Below are 16,076 nucleotides of genomic sequence, written 5' to 3' on the forward strand. Positions count from 1 at the left end.
GACCCCGGCGCAGCCGGGCAGACAATCCACAGCTGTGCACACAGGTGTGGAGAACTACACCGATGTAGTTCTCCACAGCAGTTATCCCCAATGTGGACAACCGCGGGCGGCGGCACCGGGGACAAACGGCAGACGCCGGCCGGTCCTGACGGACCGACCGGCGTCCCAGAGAAGGAATGCCGAGTGGGTCATTCCCACCGGGTGGCGTAGGTGAAACCCACCGCCATGAATCCGATGCCGACGATCAGGTTCTTCTGGCCGAGGTCGTTGAGGACCGGGATGTCCTCGAGCTTGGTGGGCTCGCTGAAGATGTAGTAGGTGCAGATCCAGAGCAGGCCGATGATGAAGCAGCCGAGCATGCCGACCACCACGCCGCGGCCGCGACCGAGCGGCGTCGAGGGGTGCGCGGCGAGGATCAGGCCCAGGAAGATCAGGCCGAAGCCGATCAGGTAGTTCCAGTTGCCGAGGTCGGCCATGAAGGCCGGGTTGCCCGGCTTGGGCGCCGGGAAGACGGTCGGGTCGACCCGGACGACGACGTAGTAGTACGCCATCCACGCGATGCCGAGGACCATGAGCACCAGCGCCACGATGAAGCGCGGCGACAGCACCGGCCCGGTGGCGGGGGCGAGGGGGTCCTTGACCTTGGACTTGGACACGGGTGCTCCTGGGTGCATCGGACGTGCGTCGGGATTCCGGGCGAGACCCGGCTCCGGGCTACCTTAGTGGGCGTGAGCGGCGGATCCCACGCGAGGCCCTCCGGGTCTGCGGGCGCGGAGGAGCCGCCGCGACCCCGGCGTACGCCGGCCGGCCGCCGCCGCTGGCGGGTGGGCACGCCGCTCGTCGTGCTGGCCTGCGGCGCGCTCTTCGTCGTCAGCGCGGTCAACAGCGACGGCACCGAGCTGCGCCCCGGCCGCTACACCGACCTCGCCTCGCTCGTGGAGGACCAGGCCGACGCCTACGCCGAGCTCGAGGACGAGGTGGCCGCCCTCGACCGGGAGGTGACCGCGCTGAGCAAGGGCGTCGCCGACACCCGGGTCAACCGCTTCCAGAAGCGGATCGAGGAGCTCAAGGACCCGGCCGGGCTGGTCGAGCGGCGCGGGCCCGGCGTGACGATCACGCTGTCCGACGCCCCCGAGGACGTCATCAACTCGGCCACCGGCGACCTCAACCCGCTGCTCGTCCACCAGCAGGACATCCAGGCCGTGGTCAACGCCCTCTGGAAGGGCGGCGCCACCGCGGTCACGGTGCAGGGCCAGCGGGTGGTCTCGACCACCGGCATCAAGTGCGAGGGCAACGCGGTCCAGCTCCAGGGCGTGCCCTACCCGCAGCCCTACGTGATCAGCGCGGTCGGCGACCAGGCCGACCTGCTCGACGCGGTCGACGGTGACGACTACCTCGCCGGCTACCGCGAGGACGCCGACGACCCCGACATCGCGGTGGGCTGGGACCTCGAGCTCGAGAACGTCGTCGTCGCGCCGGCGTACGCCGGCCTGCAGGACTTCAGCTACGCGACCCCGCTCGCGACCGACTGAACCGGTCCCGTGGCCCGCCGCCTAGCGGCGGACCCGGGCCGGCGGCGTCTCGGTCGGCAGGGGCGTCTCGGTCGGCAGGGGCGTCTCGGTCGGCGCGGGCGGCGCCACGAACGACGACACCACGATCGTCACCGTCGACCCCGCCGACGGCGTCTCACCGGCCCGCGGGCTCATGTCGATCACCGTGCCGGCCGGCTCGGTGGTGTCGGCGTTCTGGATCACGCGCGGCTCGAAGCCGGCGTTGCGGATCGCGGTCTCCGCCTCGGCCTGCTGCATGCCGAGGACGTCCGGGACCTTCTCGCGGCCGTCGGAGAAGAAGACGACGATCCGGGTGCCCTCCGCGACCAGCGTGCCCTGCGCGGGCTCGGTGCGGGTGACGGTGTCCTTCTCCTCGTCCGACTCCTCCTTCTTCAGGTCCACCTCGAAGCCCTGGGCGACGAGGGACGCCTCGGCGTCGTCCTTGTTCTGGCCGATCACGAACGGCACCTCGACCTGCGGCTTGCCGAGCGAGACGACGAGGTCGACGGCGCTGTCGGGAGCCAGGTAGGAGTCGGGGGTGGGGTCCTGGCGGATCACCTTGCCCTCGGGGACGTCGCTGCTCGCCTCCCGCTCGATGGTGCCGACGGCGAGCTCGGCCTCCCCGATCAGGGTGCGGGCCTGCCGCTCGGTCTTGCCGATGACGTTGGGCACCGGGACCTCGTCGGGGGCGGGGTCGAAGAGCTTGGGCAGGAAGAAGAACGCGGCGCCGATCAGCAGCACGGTCAGCAGGATCCCCAGCGTGACCAGCAGGCCGGTGCGGCTGCGCGGCTCCTCGTCGTAGGCCGCGGGCGGCACCGCGGCGGAGACCGCGGTCGGCGGCCCGGACACCGGCGGGGGGACCGGGGCGGGCGGGAGCGTGGCCTGGACCGGTCGGCCGGCGAGGTAGCGCTCGATGTCGCTGCGCATCGCCGCGGCCGACTGGTAGCGGTCCTCGAGCCGCTTGGTGAGGGCCTTGAGCACGATCGCGTCGACCTCGGGCGGCAGCGCCGTGTCGTGGTCGGACGGGGGTACGGCGGGCTCGCGGACGTGTTGGTAGGCGACCGCGACCGGGCTGTCGCCCACGAACGGCGGCCGGCCGGTCAGCAGCTCGTAGAGCAGGCAGCCGGCGGAGTAGACGTCGGAGCGGGAGTCGACGGTCTCGCCGCGCGCCTGCTCGGGGGAGAGGTACTGCGCGGTGCCCACCACGGCCGCGGTCTGGGTCATCGTCGACGCCGCGTCGCTGACCGCGCGGGCGATGCCGAAGTCCATCACCTTCACGTCGCCCGACGGGGTCAGCATGACGTTGCCCGGCTTGATGTCGCGGTGGATGATCCCGGCCCGGTGGCTGTAGTCGAGCGCGGACAGCACGCCGCTGGTGATCTCCAGCGCCCGCTCGGGCAGGATCTTGCGGCCCTCGCGCAGGATGTCGCGCAACGTCCGACCGGCGACGTACTCCATGACGATGTAGGGCTGGGAGACGCCGGAGCCGTCGGTCGCGGGCTCCTCGCCGGTGTCGTAGACGGCGACGATCGCCGGATGGTTGAGGGACGCCGCGGACTGGGCCTCGCGGCGGAACCGGGCCTGGAACGTCGCGTCGCTGGCGAGGTCGGTGCGCAGCCTCTTGACGGCCACGACCCGGCCGAGGCGGGTGTCGGTGCCCTTGCGCACCTCGGCCATCCCTCCGCGGCCGAGGAGCTCGCCGAGCTCGTAGCGCCCGCCGACCAGGACCGGCTCTTGGTTGTTCACTGGTGACCTTGCCTTAGCTGCTGGTGGGGGGAGGGACGTCGCTGGGCGTCTCGGAGGGCGTCTCCGAGGGAGTCTCGGACGGGGTCTCCGAGGGGGTTGGCGAGGGGGTCTCGGACGGCGTCTCGGGAGGCGGGAGCGGACCCCAGTAGCTGACCGTCACCGTGTCGCCGCGCTGCAGCGCGCCAGTGGGGTTGACGCTCTCGACGTCGCCCTCGATCCGGTCGCCCGGGTTGTCCAGGCGCTCCTTCGACACGCGCAGGCCGAGGTCGCCGAGCTCGCGCTCGACGTCGGCGAGCGGGCGGTCGACGTAGTCGCCCTCGTCGATGCGGATCGTGGCGTCCTCGGTCGCCGACGTCGTCGGCTCGCTGGGCGTGGTGGGCGGCGAGCTCACCGGGGACGTGCTCGCGGTGTCGTCGGGCTGCTGGTCCGCGTCGCCGCGGTTGACCAGCCAGACGGCGACCACGATCGCGGCCACCACCGCGACGACGCCGAGCAGGGCCCAGAGCCAGGCCCGGCTCTCCGGCTCGTCGTCGTAGTCGTAGATGGGCTCGATCGGTCCGACCCCCGTCGCCGAGGTGGGCGGCGCCACCGGCGGGGGCGCGACCACCTGGGTCACCTGGGTCGCCTCGAGGTACGCCGCCGCCGGGTTGCGGAGCGCAGCCGCGAACGCGGCGCCGTCGGCGTACCGCTCCGCCGGGTCCTTGGCGAGCGCCCGGCGGACCACGGCGGCCAGGTCGGCCGGCACGCTCGGCGGCAGGTCGGGGACGGGCTCGCGGATGTGCGCGAGCGCGGTCGTCACCGGCGTCTCGCCCTGGAAGGGGCGCTGCCCGGTGAGGCACTCGAAGGCGACGACGCCGAGCGCGTAGACGTCCGCGGCCGCCGTCGTCGTCTCGCCGCGGGCCTGCTCGGGCGAGAGGTACTGCGGCGTGCCGAGCACCTCGCCCGTGCCGGTGAGCCCGACGCCGGCGGCCGCGCGGGCGATGCCGAAGTCGGTGATCTTGACCTGGCGGGTCGGGGTCACGAGCACGTTGGCCGGCTTCACGTCGCGGTGGACGATCCCCGCGGCGTGCGCGGCCCCGAGCCCGTCGGCGACCTGGGCGAGCAGGTCCCGGGCGGCGTCGGGCTCCATCGGCTCGCCCGGCCGGAGCAGGGCGGAGAGCGGCTGCCCGTCGACGAGCTCCATCACCAGGAACGGCCGGGGCACGCCGGAGCCGTCGGACACCGCGGACTCGCCGACGTCGTAGACCGAGGCGATGTTGGGGTGGTGCAGCGACGCGGCGTGCTGGGCCTCGGCCTCGAAGCGCACGCGGAACGAGGGGTCGTCGGCGTACTCGCGCTTGAGCAGCTTCACCGCGACGCGGCGGTCGAGCACCGTGTCGGTGGCCCGCCAGACCTCGCCCATGCCGCCGGTCGCGAGCCGGGCGTCGAGCCGGTAGCGCCGGGAGTCGTCGGCGTACTCCGGGAGCTCCGTCACCTGATCACCGCCTCCATGACCGACTTGGCGATGGGACCGCCGAGCAGTCCGCCGGCGATCTCGTCGCGAGGGATGTCGGCGTTCTGGATCATCACGGCGACGGCGACGACGGGGTTCTCGGCGGGGGCGAACGAGATGAACCAGGCGTACGGCGACCGGTCGGACTGGCCGGTCTGCGCGGTGCCGGTCTTGCCGGCGACGTCGATGCCCGGGATCGCGGCCGGCGAGGCCGTGCCGTTGGCGACCGTCGACACCATCAGGTCGGTGACCTCGGCGGCGGTCTCGGGCGAGACGGCCCGCGACAGCTCCTCCGGGTCGGTCTTGTCGAGCACGTCGAGGTCGGCCGACTGCTTCTCGTCGACGAGGTAGGGCTTCATCACCGAGCCGCCGTTGCCGAGCCCGGCGGCGACCATCGCCATCTGCAGCGGCGTGGCCGAGACGTCGAACTGCCCGAAGCCGGTCTGGCCGAGCTGCGCGTCGTCGATGTCGGTCGGGAACTCCGAGGTCGCCTGCGGGAGGATGTCGGTGAAGTACTGCTGGTTGAAGCCGAAGCCCTCCGCCGTCGCGGCCATGTCCTCGGCGCCGACCTCGCCCGCGATCTGCGCGAACGAGGTGTTGCAGGAGTTCTCCATCGCCTGCGCGAACGGGATCTTCGAGCCGTTGGCGCCGCAGTCGCGACCCTCGTTGTCGATGAGGCCGGTCGGGCCCTGCGTCAGCGGCAGCTGGTAGGTCTCGCCGCCGGGCACCTCGGAGTCGGCGTCGTAGAGGCCCTTCTCGATCGCCGCGGCAGCGGTGACGACCTTGAACGTCGACCCGGGAGGCAGCCGCACCTGGCTGCCGCGGTTGAGCAGCGGCTCGGTGGGGTCCGCGTTGAGCTCCTTCGACCTCTTGGCCACCGCGCGCAGGTCGTGCGAGGCGAGCTGGTTGGGGTCGAAGGTGGGCAGCGACACCATCGCGAGGATCTTGCCGGTGCTCGGCTCGATCGCGACGACGCCGCCCTGGGTGTCGGGACCGAGGCCGGTGAGGCCGTCGTACGCCGCCTGCTGGGCGGCCGGGTCGATCGTCAGCGTGACGTTGCCACCCTTGGGCGGCTTGCTGCTGAGCAGGTCGACGGTGTTGGTGACGAAGAGCCGCGGGTCGTCCCCGGAGAGGATGTCGTTCTGCGTCTGCTCGACGGCGGTGGCGCCGTAGTAGGAGAAGTAGCCGGTGATCGGCGCGTACATGAGCGGCTTGGGGTAGGTCCGCTGGAAGAGGTACTCGTCGTCGGACTCCACGCTCAGCGCGACCGGCGTCCGGCCGACGAGGATCGCGCCCCGCTCCTGGGAGTACGCCGCCTGGATCACCCGGCGGTTGCGGGCGTCGTCGTTGAGCGCGCCCGCCTTCCAGTACATGACGTAGCTGGCGTTGATCATCAGCGCCAGGAAGAGCAGCAGGCAGAAGATCGAGATCGTGCGGATCGGCTTGTTCATCGGCGCTCACCGATCTTCACGATCTGGGTCGCGTCGTCGCTGATCGCCGTCGTGTCGTCGGAGATCGTCGGCGCGGGTCGCCGGGCCTGGTCGGAGATGCGGAGCAGCAGCGCGATGATCACCCAGTTCGCGATGAGGGAGGAGCCGCCGTAGGAGAGGAACGGCGTGGTCAGTCCGGTGAGCGGGATCAGGCCGGTGACGCCGCCGACGACGACGAAGACCTGGAGCGCGATGGCGCTGCCGAGGCCGGTGGCGACGAGCTTGCCGAAGGCGTCACGGCAGATGACCGCCGTGCGCAGCGCGCGCTCGACGATCAGCCCGTACATCATCAGCACCGCCATGACCGCGGTCAGCCCGAGCTCCTCGCCGATGGAGGAGATGATGAAGTCGGACTCCGCGAACGGCACCCGGTTGGGGTCGCCGTTGCCGAAGCCGCGGCCGACCAGCCCGCCCCAGCCGAGGCCGAAGCGCGCCTCGATCGGCTGGAAGCTCTCCCCGCTCTCGTAGAAGTCGAACGGGTGCAGCCAGATGTCGAACCGCTCGCGCACGTGGCCGAAGAGGAAGTAGGCGAGGAACGCGCCGCCGACGAAGAGCAGCGCGCCGACGACGAGCCAGCCCGGCCGCTCGGTCGCGACGTAGAGCATGATCAGGAAGAGCCCGAAGAACAGCAGGCTCGACCCGAGGTCGCGCTGGAAGACCAGGATGCCCAGGCTGATCAGCCACATGACGAGGATCGGGCCCAGGTCGCGACCGCGCGGCAGGTCGACGAACAGCACCCGGCGGCCGGCGAGCGCGAGCGCGTCGCGGTGCGGGACGAGGTAGCCGGCGATCGCGATGACCAGCAGCACCTTGGCGACCTCGCCGGGCTGGAAGCTGAACGGGCCGACGTGGATCCAGATGCGGGCGCCGTAGATCGTGCGCCCGATGCCGGGCAGCAGCGGCAGCAGGAGCAGGACGATCGCGGCCAGGCCGCTGGTGTAGGTGAACCGCTGCAGCACCCGGTGGTCGCGCACGGCGAGCAGGGTGATGACGAAGAGGGCGACACCGACGGTCATCCAGATCAGCTGCTGCTGGGCGAAGGCGTGCGGGCTCCCGGCCGCCTCCTTGGCGAGGTCGATGCGGTGGATGACCGCGAGGCCGAGCCCGTTGAGCGCGGCGACCACGGGGAGCAGCACGGGGTCGGCGTACGGCGCGGCGAAGCGGATGACCAGGTGGGCGGCGACCAGCAGCGCGGCCAGCCAGGCGCCGTACCCGAACAGGTCGGCGGGCACCTCGCCGTCGACGCCCAGCCCGACGGCGGCGTACGCGCCGATCCCGACGGCCAGCGCCAGGATGAGCAGGAAGAGCTCCGCACCCCGCCGGCGGCGGTGCACGAAACCCATGATCGTGGAGGGCTGGGCCATCTCAGCTCTCCGTGGCCGGGTCCGGCTGGCTGTCGTCGGGCTGCTGGCTGGCGAGGTTCTCGACGGTCTGCTGGGCGTCGGCGAGGTCGTCGGCGTCGATGCCCTCCTCGACCTTGCTGGCGTCGAACTCCGACAGGTCGGCGATCTGCAGGTCGGTGGTCTGGTAGGGCTCGGAGAGGTCGAGGCCGGGCAGCGAGGCGTTGAGCCCGCGGAAGATCACCACGGCGCCGTCCTGCTCGCCCACGTAGTACTGCTTCTGGGTCCACGACCACAGCGCGGCGGCCGCGACCCAGGCGAGGCCGATCACGATGGCCAGGGCGCAGAGCCTCTTCGCCCAGACGAAGCGGCGCGGCGGGCGCGGCGCGTAGCGCGCGCTCTCGGGGTCGGCATCGATGGCGTCGGCCGGGGCCTCGGGCGGCAGGTCGGCCGGCACCGGGTCGAGCTCGCCGGTGTCGCCGGAGCGGTGCCCGCGGAAGAGGCCGGTGCGGGCCGGCTTGTGGGCGCGCCGCTCGGCGGCGGCCCCGACGACCAGCACCTCCGGCTCGCCGACGGCGTCGGCGGGCGCGTCGCTCGCGTCGAGCACGTCGCCGACCACGCAGGTGACGTTGTCGGTGCTGCCGGCCTCGAGGCTGGCGCGGACGAGCTCGACGGCGGCGTACTCGGCGTTGCCGGTGGCGAGGATGTCGGCCAGCCGGCCGTTGTCGAGGACGCCGCTGGCGCCGTCGCTGCAGACGAGCAGCCGGTCGCCGGGGTGGACGTCGAGGACGAAGAGGTCGGGCTCGGTGTCGCTGGACGCGTCGATCGCCCGCAGGATGAGGTTGCGGTGCGGGTGGACCCGGGCCTCGTCCTCGGTGATCCGGCCGTCGTCGATGAGGGTCTGGACGAACGTGTGGTCGGTGGTGATCTGCCGGATCGTGCCGTCGCGGAAGAGGTAGGCACGGCTGTCGCCGGCGTGGCCGACGCCGACCTGGGTGCCGTCGAACGCGAGCAGCGTGGCGGTGGTGCTGGTGCCGTGGAGCGCGGGGTTCTCGTCGACGACCTCGACCAGCCGGTCGTGGGCGCGGTGCACGGCGCCCGCGATCCGCCCGAGCAGGTCCTCGGCGGACGCGTCGGCGGAGGGCGGCTCGTCGAGGCGGCGCAGCTGGGCGATCGCGGTCGACGAGGCGATGTCGCCGCCGGCGGCACCGCCGACGCCGTCGCAGACCGCGAGCAGCCACGGCCCGGCGTAGCCGGAGTCCTGGTTGTCGCGGCGCACCCGGCCGACGTCGGACACGGCGCTGTAGTCGAGCCGCAGGCGCGGACCGCGCACGGGCTCGGAAGCAGGCTGCTCGGGGGGCTGCTCGGTCATCCGGCGCTACTTCCGCAGCTCGATGATCGTCTTGCCGACGCGGACCTGGGTGCCGAGGCCGATCGTCGTGGGCTGGCTGATCCGCACCGTCCCGACGTACGTGCCGTTGGTGGAGCCGAGGTCCTCGACGAACCACTGGTCGCCGGAGGCGGCGATCCGGGCGTGCCGGGTCGAGACGTAGTCGTCGTCGAGCCGGATCGCGGCGTCGGACCCGCGGCCGATCAGGATCGGCGTCGGTCCGAGCTCGGCGCGCTCCCCGACGTTGGACCCCTCGGTGACGAGCGCGTGGGTCGGGACGCTGCGGCGCTTGCCGGGCTTCGGCTGCCTCGGCGCCTTCGGGGCGCGGCCGCCGCCCGTGCGCGCCGCCTCCGGCACCCGGGCGCCGAACATGTCGGAGCGGATCACCGAGATCGCGGAGAGCACGAAGATCCAGAGGATCGCGAGGTAGCCGGCCTTGATGAGGAAGAGCGTCAGCTCAGACATGTGGCGTCACCTGTCCTCGAGCACGCGGACGACCATGGTGGTGCTGCCGATCCGGACCTCCGAGCCGTCGCGGAGCCGGGTCGACGTGATGCGGTGGCCGTCGACGAGCATCCCGTTGGTGGAGCCGAGGTCGTGCACCTCGATCTGCGGGGTGGCCCCGGAGCCGGGGCTGATGAGGAACTGGATGTGCCGCCGGCTGACGCCGGGGTCGTTGATGCGCAGGTCGGCCTCCGTGCCGCGGCCCACGACCAGGCCGGGCTGCTGGAGGGGGTGACGCGTGCCGTTGACCTCGATGAACGCCCGGGCGCGCCCGGCCTGGGTCGCGGTGGCGTCGCTGGTGACCTTGGCCTGGGCGCGGCTGCGGATCCGGAACCGACCCGTGGTGAGGTCGTCGGCCGCGTCGAAGGAGATCGTGACGGGGCCCGGGAAGACGTAGCCCTGCTGGTCGGCGTGCGTGCGCAGCTGCCCGGCCATGTCCTCGGCGAGCGCTGCGTCGTACGCCGAGAGGCGGTCGAGGTCGGTGCGCGAGAGCTCGACGTGGAAGTCGTTGGGCACCAGGCGGCGCTCGCGGGACAGGATCTGCGCGTTGTTGTCGCACTCGCGCTGCAGGGCCGCCGCGATCTCGACCGGCTGCACGGCCGAGCGGAAGGCCCGCGCGAAGGCGCCGGAGATCATCTGCTCGAGCTTGTTCTCCAGGCGTTGGAGCCCGCCCACGCTGCCCTCCTTCCGTCCCCGTGTCACCGATGCCGCTGCTGGTCCCGCTGATCGTTGCCCGCTGCCGGCTGGCGGAAACCGTGGGAGCGGTCACCGGCCGGCGGCAGGCAGGACGAACGCCCGGGCCGGTGCCGGGCTCCGACGATCGTATCGGGGTCGGCCACGCGAACGCGGGATGGCCTCGCCCCGGTTTGGGCGGAGCCGCGCCCCTGGGATAGCCTGAGCCCGCTTCACGCGCGAGTGGCGGAACGGCAGACGCGCTGGCTTCAGGTGCCAGTGTCCGAAAGGGCGTGGGGGTTCAAATCCCCCCTCGCGCACGTGATGATGGGAAGCTCCCATCAAGAGGGTCGAGGCTGAGGCAGCCTCGGCCCTCTGTCGTTGGGGCGGCGGTGCCGCCCGACCATGGAAACCGGAGAACCAGCAGCCACGTGAACGACCCGCACGTCATCGCCTACTTCGCCGACGACCCCACCCGCGCCTACCAGCTCATCCAGTGGCTGCCGGTCCTCGAGCGCCTCGACCGGGAGCAGCCGGTGCACATCGTGGCCCGCCACGAGGAGACGGAGGCCGTCCTCCGCGCGCGCACCGGCCTCCCGATCGTGCTGGCGCCGTCGTTCCGCGAGCTCACCGACCTCTACGCCGCCACGGACGCCAAGGTCGTGCTCTACTGCAACAACTCGATGACGAACTTCCAGTCGTTGCTCGACAACCGCAAGCTCCACGTGCACATCAACCACGGTGAGTCGGACAAGGAGTCGATGGCCTCCAACAACGCGAAGGCCTACGACCGGGTCTTCGTCGCCGGCCAGGCGGCGGTGTCCCGGCTGGAGGCCGGGCTGCTCGAGTTCGACACCAGCCGGCTGGTCCGGATCGGTCGCCCGCAGCTCGACCTGCGGCCGCCCGCGCTCCTCGAGCCCTCGGCCCGCCGTACCGTCCTCTACGCACCGACGTGGGAGGGCGACGCCGACTACAACGACTACACCTCGGTCGACACGATCGGTCCCGACGTCGTTCGCGCGATCCTCGCCGTCGACGACGTGCGCCTGGTCTACAAGCCGCACCCGAAGGTCACCACCAGCCAGGTGCCGGCCATCCAGGAGGGCCACCGCCGGATCCTCGACCTCCTCGAGGACGCGGCTCGCCGCGACCCGCAGGCCGGGCACGTCGCCGTCCTCGGCGGCGACATCCTCGCGGTCATCCCGGGGTGTGACACGATGGTCACCGACGTGTCGTCGGTCGGCCTGGACTGGCTCTACCTGCGCACCGAGAAGCCGATCTTCATCACCGACCGGCACCACGACGCCGAGCGACTGCGCCACGACGTCCCGGTGAGCCGCTGCGCCGACGTGATCGCCGAGGTGGACGTCGCCGACCTGACCGCGCTCATCGGCAGCCGGCTCGACCACGACGAGCACCACCTCGCCCGGACGGCCATGCGGCACCACTACTTCGGCGACCTCAACGTCGGCGACAGCACCACCCGGTTCATCGAGGCCGTCTCCGAGCTCGTGACGCTCCGCGACCGGCTCCTCGGGGCGGGGCCGCCCGTCCACGACGCGGCGATCACCGCCTGACCCTGCCCTCGGTCGTGGTCCAGACACCTGAACGGCCCCCAGGACGAGTCCTGGGGGCCGTTCGGGTCTGGCGACGGTGCTCCGCGACAGCGGAGGGAGCAGCTACGCGCGGCGGCTGCCGAGCAGGGTGCTCAGCGCCCAGATGACCGCGATGTCGAAGGCGATGATGAGGACCGCCCAGAAGGGGTAGTACGGCATCCACACGAAGTTCAGCAGCGCGGAGAGGACCGCCACCACGATGCCGGCGACGTACGCCCAGGGCTGGCTGGCCAGGATCGCTCCGCCCACGATGGCGACGATGATGCCGAGCACGATGTGGATCCAGCCCCACGTGGTGAGGTCGAACTCGAAGACGTAGTTGGAGGTGCGGACGAAGACGTCGTCCTTCGCCGCGGCGGCGACGCCCTCCAGGAACTGGAAGATGCCGACGGTGAGCAGAGCCGCTCCGGCGAAGATGCCGATGCCTTCGGCCCAGGCGCTCTCGGTGCTGGACGGGTGCGACATGGTGGAGTCTCCTTCGAGGTGGGACGGGCTGTGCGCCCGCCCGAGTCTCCCGCCGCCACCGCGCCCCTCGGTTCCCCCGGACCGGGTGAGTCCGCTCCGGCCAGGAGCAGGATCTAGGCTGATCGAGCCGGTCACGGACGACGGCGAGGGCGTCAGGAGGACGACGGGAGTGAGTGCACTCAGCGGTGGGCGCGAGGTGGCGCGCCCCGACGGGACGGTGCTCCGCAACTGGGCCGGCAACCACGCCTACGCCGCGGAGCGCGTGCACGACCCGCGGGACGTGTCCGAGCTCCGCGACATCGTCGGAAGGCTCGAGCGGGTGCACGCGCTCGGTACCCGGCACTCCTTCACCGACCTCGCCGACACCACCGGCGACCTCGTCTCCACCCAGCAGATGCCCGCGGACCTCGAGATCGACGCCGAGCGGCGCGTCGTGCGCGTCGGGTCGGGCGTCCGCTACGGCTTGCTGGCCGAGCACCTGGTCCGCCGCGACTGGGCGCTCGCGTCGATGGCGTCGCTCCCGCACATCAGCGTCGCCGGAGCGGTGGCGACCGGCACGCACGGCAGTGGTGACCGGACCGGGTCGCTGGCCAGCGCCGTGGCGGCCGTCGAGCTGGTGGCCGCCGACGGCGAGCTGCGCCGGGTCGAGCGCGGCGACCCCGAGTTCGAGGGGTACGTCGTGTCGCTGGGCGCGCTCGGCGTCGTGACGCACCTCGAGCTGGACATCGAGCCGACGTACACCGTGCGCCAGGACGTCTACACCGACCTCGCCTGGGACGTCGCGGTGGAGCACCTCGACGAGCTGACGGCCAGCGCCTACAGCGTCAGCCTGTTCACCGACTGGCTCAGCGGGCGGATCCAGCAGGTGTGGCTGAAGAGCCGTGACACCACGCCGCCGACCGACCTGTGGGGCGCTCGGCCCGCGGGGGAGACGCTGCACATGCTCGCCGGCGCCGACGTCGAGGCGGTCACCCGGCAGGGCGGGATCGTGGGGGCCTGGCACCGCCGGCTCCCCCACTTCGAGATGGACTTCACGCCCAGTCGCGGCGAGGAGCTGCAGAGCGAGTACCTCGTCCCCCGCGGCGCCGCCGCCGAGGCGATCGAGCGGCTGCGCGCGCTGGCGCCGGCGTACGCCGACCTCCTCCAGGTCGCCGAGGTGCGCACCGTCGCTGCCGACGACCTCTGGCTGAGCGGCGCCCAGGGCCACGACGTCGTCGCCCTCCACTTCACCTGGCTGCGCGACGTCGAGGGCGTCTACGCCGTGCTGCCCGCGATCGAGGAGGCGTTGCTGCCGCTCGCCGCGCGCCCGCACTGGGGCAAGTGCTTCGTGGCCGACGCCGAGGCGCTCCGTGCGCTCTATCCGCACTTCGACGACTTCCGCGCCCTCGCGGGCCGGGTCGACCCGCTGGGGAAGTTCCACAACCCCTTCCTCCTACGTCACCTCGGCCTTGGCTGACATCACCCCGAAGGGCGAGCCTGGGCCGGAGGGGCTGGGCCAGACTGAGCGGGACAGTCGTCCACCACCAGCACCGGAGCCGCCCGTGTCCCAGTCGACCCTCCACACCCCCGCCTACGGGGAGGTGGACCTGTCGACCTGCGATCGCGAACCGATCCACGTCCCAGGCGCGATCCAGCCCCACGGCGTGCTCGTCGCGCTCGACGACGAGCTGCGCGCGGTGATGGTGTCGGCCAACGTCGGCGAGCTGCTCGACGTCACCGCCGAGACCGCCCTCGGCCGCCCGCTGACCGAGCTGCTCGGCCCCGTCGCCGCAGAGCTGGCGGACCGGTTCTCGAGACCGGAGTCGACCGAGCCGCTGGTGGTCACGCTGGCCGGCCGTGAGGTCGACGTGCGGCGCCACCGGTCCGGCGATCGCTGGATCGTCGAGCTGGAGCCGATCGACCCGGACACGGCGCGGATGACCTACGACGTCACCCGTGGCGCGATGGCCCGCCTGGCGCGGACCGGCTCGGTGGTCGAGCTCGCCGGGGCGCTGGCGGGCGAGGTGCGGGCACAGCTGGGCTTCGACCGGGTGATGGTCTACCGCTTCGACGACGAGTGGAACGGCGAGGTGATCGCGGAGGAGCGGCGCTCCGACCTCAACTCCTTCCTCGGGCTGCACTACCCGGCCTCGGACATCCCCGCCCAGGCGCGCCGGCTCTACACGGTCAACTGGAGCCGGCTGATCGCCGACATCGGCTACCAGCCGGTGCCGTTGCACCCGATCTTCGACCCCAGCACCGGCGCTCCTCTCGACCTGTCCCACGCGACCCTGCGCAGCGTGTCGCCCATCCACATCGAGTACCTCTCCAACATGGGCGTCGGCGCCTCGATGTCGATCTCCCTGATCGTCGACGGTGAGCTGTGGGGCCTGGTCGCGTGCCACCACTACTCCGGCCCGCACCGCCCGAGCCACGACGCCCGGGCGGCGGCGGAGTTCCTCGGCCAGGTGGCGAGCCAGTTCGTCGCGGACCGCGAGCGCGCCGACGGACGGGCCCGGGCGCTGGACGCCCAGACGGTGCTGGCCCGGATGACCGCCCGCATCACCGCGGCCCCGGGCTGGCCGATCGGGAACCTGCTCGACGACCACGACTTCCTGTCCATCGTCGGTGCGTCCGGTGCTGCGCTGCTGATCGACGGCACGATCCACCGCCGCGGGGACGTGCCCTTCGACGACCTGACACTCCAGCGCATCGCCGAGGTGGTCGACGACCCCGACCACTACGTCACCCACACCGACCGGCTGCCGACCCTGCTCCCCGACCTCGCCTCGTCCACGTCCGTCGCCGGCGTGCTGCGCGTCGGGTCCGCTCCGGACCGGTGGCTGCTCTGGCTCCGGCCCGAGCGGGAACGCGTCGTCGACTGGGGTGGCGATCCTCGGAACAAGGAGCTCGCCGCTGCCGAGGGGCCCGACGTCCGGCTCAGCCCCCGCAAGTCCTTCGAGAAGTGGCGCGAGGTGGTCCGCGGCCGGAGCCTGCCGTGGGCGCCGTGGAAGCTCGAGATCGCCGAGACCCTCGGGAGCCACATGGTCAACCTCCTGCTGAACAGCTCGAAGGACCAGATCGCGATGGCCGAGGCGATGCAGCGCAGCGTGGTCCTGGACCGGCCCCCGGCCGTGCGGGACGCCGAGGTCGCCGCGCGCTACGAGCCGGCCTCGAGCTACCAGCTCGGTGGTGACTGGTGGGACGTGTTCGAGCTCGACGACGGCAGCCTCGCGGTGGTGGTCGGCGACGTCGCCGGCCACGGGGTGGACGCCGCGTCGGCGATGACCCAGGTGCGGATGGCGCTGCGGGCCTACCTCTTCGAGGGGCACCGGCCGGCGGCGTGCCTGGACCGGCTCGACCACCTGATGGTCCGGCTGCTCGACCACCAGGTCGCCACGGTGCTGGTCGGCGTCGTCGACCCCGCACGCACCCGGGTCGAGCTGGCGAGCGCCGGGCACCCGCCCCCGATGAAGGTGGTCGACGGCCAGGCGGAGGAGGTCGCGGTGAGCGTCCGGCCGCTCCTGGGGGTCGGTGCCGGCGAGGCGATCGCCACGACCATCGACCTGTCGCCCGACGCCAGCCTGCTCTTCTACACCGACGGGCTCATCGAGCGCCGCGGGGCCGACCTCACCGCCCTGACCGACCGCCTGAGGCGCCTCGCGGCCGAGACCCACGGGCCGGGCTCGCTCGACGACTGGCTGGACCGGCTGCTCGCCGCGCACGCCGAGGGCGACCGGCGCCCGGTCGCCGCCGACGACACGACCGTGCTGGCGATCCGGCTCGCACCTCGACCGGCGGGCACGACCGACAGCAGGAGCCGGTAGAAAGG

Annotated in this window: 13 protein-coding genes and 1 tRNA gene; 5 read left to right on the forward strand and 9 right to left on the reverse strand. The window is 72.3% G+C overall.

Features of this window, described 5'->3' with window-relative positions; all coding sequences use genetic code 11:
- Positions 1 to 188 precede the first annotated feature (188 nt).
- Positions 189 to 656, reverse strand: a complete 468-nt coding sequence (locus HZF07_RS15285) for a cell division protein CrgA (protein ID WP_181645241.1) — start codon at positions 654 to 656, stop codon at positions 189 to 191.
- A 72-nt stretch (positions 657 to 728) separates the two neighbouring features.
- On the opposite strand from HZF07_RS15285, the gene HZF07_RS15290 reads away from it, so the two are divergent.
- Positions 729 to 1,532 carry a DUF881 domain-containing protein gene (locus HZF07_RS15290; protein ID WP_309504770.1) on the forward strand — a complete coding sequence of 268 codons (804 nt, stop codon included), beginning with the start codon at positions 729 to 731 and terminating at the stop codon, positions 1,530 to 1,532.
- A gap of 21 nt (positions 1,533 to 1,553) precedes the next feature.
- On the opposite strand, the gene pknB is transcribed toward HZF07_RS15290, so the two are convergent.
- From pknB to HZF07_RS15325, 7 genes are all read right to left on the reverse strand, one after another.
- Positions 1,554 to 3,227: a Stk1 family PASTA domain-containing Ser/Thr kinase gene (gene pknB / locus HZF07_RS15295; protein WP_232523506.1), complete on the reverse strand. Its 1,674-nt coding sequence runs from the start codon at positions 3,225 to 3,227 to the stop codon at positions 1,554 to 1,556.
- A gap of 82 nt (positions 3,228 to 3,309) precedes the next feature.
- Positions 3,310 to 4,770: a serine/threonine-protein kinase gene (locus HZF07_RS15300; protein WP_157342777.1), complete on the reverse strand. Its 1,461-nt coding sequence runs from the start codon at positions 4,768 to 4,770 to the stop codon at positions 3,310 to 3,312.
- Positions 4,767 to 6,239, reverse strand: a complete 1,473-nt coding sequence (locus tag HZF07_RS15305) for a peptidoglycan D,D-transpeptidase FtsI family protein (RefSeq protein WP_157342778.1) — start codon at positions 6,237 to 6,239, stop codon at positions 4,767 to 4,769. Before HZF07_RS15305 ends, HZF07_RS15300 begins: the two co-directional genes overlap by 4 nt.
- Positions 6,236 to 7,642 carry an FtsW/RodA/SpoVE family cell cycle protein gene (locus HZF07_RS15310; RefSeq protein WP_157342779.1) on the reverse strand — a complete coding sequence of 469 codons (1,407 nt, stop codon included), beginning with the start codon at positions 7,640 to 7,642 and terminating at the stop codon, positions 6,236 to 6,238. Before HZF07_RS15310 ends, HZF07_RS15305 begins: the two co-directional genes overlap by 4 nt.
- A 1-nt stretch (position 7,643) precedes the next feature.
- Positions 7,644 to 8,990 (reverse strand): PP2C family protein-serine/threonine phosphatase, encoded by a 1,347-nt coding sequence (locus HZF07_RS15315; protein WP_157342780.1) that lies wholly within the window; start codon positions 8,988 to 8,990, stop codon positions 7,644 to 7,646.
- Between the two features lie 6 nt (positions 8,991 to 8,996).
- Complete coding sequence (locus tag HZF07_RS15320) at positions 8,997 to 9,473, reverse strand: FHA domain-containing protein FhaB/FipA (protein ID WP_157342782.1); 477 nt, start codon at positions 9,471 to 9,473, stop codon at positions 8,997 to 8,999.
- 6 nt (positions 9,474 to 9,479) lie between these two features.
- A complete protein-coding gene (locus HZF07_RS15325; RefSeq protein WP_181645244.1) occupies positions 9,480 to 10,187 on the reverse strand; it encodes an FhaA domain-containing protein in 708 nt (235 codons plus the stop codon).
- A gap of 234 nt (positions 10,188 to 10,421) precedes the next feature.
- Between HZF07_RS15325 and HZF07_RS15330 the strand changes: the two genes are divergently transcribed.
- Both HZF07_RS15330 and HZF07_RS15335 read left to right on the forward strand, forming a co-directional pair.
- Positions 10,422 to 10,504, forward strand: a tRNA-Leu gene (locus HZF07_RS15330).
- Positions 10,505 to 10,615: 111 nt separating this feature from the next.
- A complete protein-coding gene (locus HZF07_RS15335; RefSeq protein WP_157342783.1) occupies positions 10,616 to 11,761 on the forward strand; it encodes a CDP-glycerol glycerophosphotransferase family protein in 1,146 nt (381 codons plus the stop codon).
- 102 nt (positions 11,762 to 11,863) lie between these two features.
- Here HZF07_RS15335 and HZF07_RS15340 read toward each other — a convergent pair whose 3' ends face one another.
- A complete protein-coding gene (locus HZF07_RS15340) occupies positions 11,864 to 12,265 on the reverse strand; it encodes a DUF7144 family membrane protein (protein WP_157342784.1) in 402 nt (133 codons plus the stop codon).
- A 169-nt stretch (positions 12,266 to 12,434) separates the two neighbouring features.
- Here HZF07_RS15340 and HZF07_RS15345 point away from each other — a divergent pair, with 169 nt between their 5' ends.
- Positions 12,435 to 13,721, forward strand: coding sequence for a D-arabinono-1,4-lactone oxidase (locus HZF07_RS15345; protein ID WP_309504771.1), 1,287 nt, complete (start codon positions 12,435 to 12,437; stop codon positions 13,719 to 13,721).
- Between the two features lie 85 nt (positions 13,722 to 13,806).
- The gene (locus HZF07_RS15350) at positions 13,807 to 16,071 is read left to right on the forward strand and encodes a SpoIIE family protein phosphatase (protein ID WP_181645245.1); all 2,265 of its coding nucleotides are present in this window, start codon (positions 13,807 to 13,809) and stop codon (positions 16,069 to 16,071) included.
- Positions 16,072 to 16,076: the final 5 nt, after the last annotated feature.

The sequence above is a fragment of the Nocardioides agri genome, assembly GCF_013778305.1.
Taxonomy (GTDB): domain Bacteria; phylum Actinomycetota; class Actinomycetes; order Propionibacteriales; family Nocardioidaceae; genus Nocardioides; species Nocardioides agri.

Coding starts and splice junctions, on each gene's coding strand:
- pknB (WP_232523506.1), bottom strand. CDS start 3,227: ATGGCCGAGGTGCGCAAGGGCACCGACACCCGCCTCGGCCGGGTCGTG.
- HZF07_RS15315 (WP_157342780.1), bottom strand. CDS start 8,990: ATGACCGAGCAGCCCCCCGAGCAGCCTGCTTCCGAGCCCGTGCGCGGT.
- HZF07_RS15305 (WP_157342778.1), bottom strand. CDS start 6,239: ATGAACAAGCCGATCCGCACGATCTCGATCTTCTGCCTGCTGCTCTTC.
- HZF07_RS15310 (WP_157342779.1), bottom strand. CDS start 7,642: ATGGCCCAGCCCTCCACGATCATGGGTTTCGTGCACCGCCGCCGGCGG.
- HZF07_RS15340 (WP_157342784.1), bottom strand. CDS start 12,265: ATGTCGCACCCGTCCAGCACCGAGAGCGCCTGGGCCGAAGGCATCGGC.
- HZF07_RS15320 (WP_157342782.1), bottom strand. CDS start 9,473: ATGTCTGAGCTGACGCTCTTCCTCATCAAGGCCGGCTACCTCGCGATC.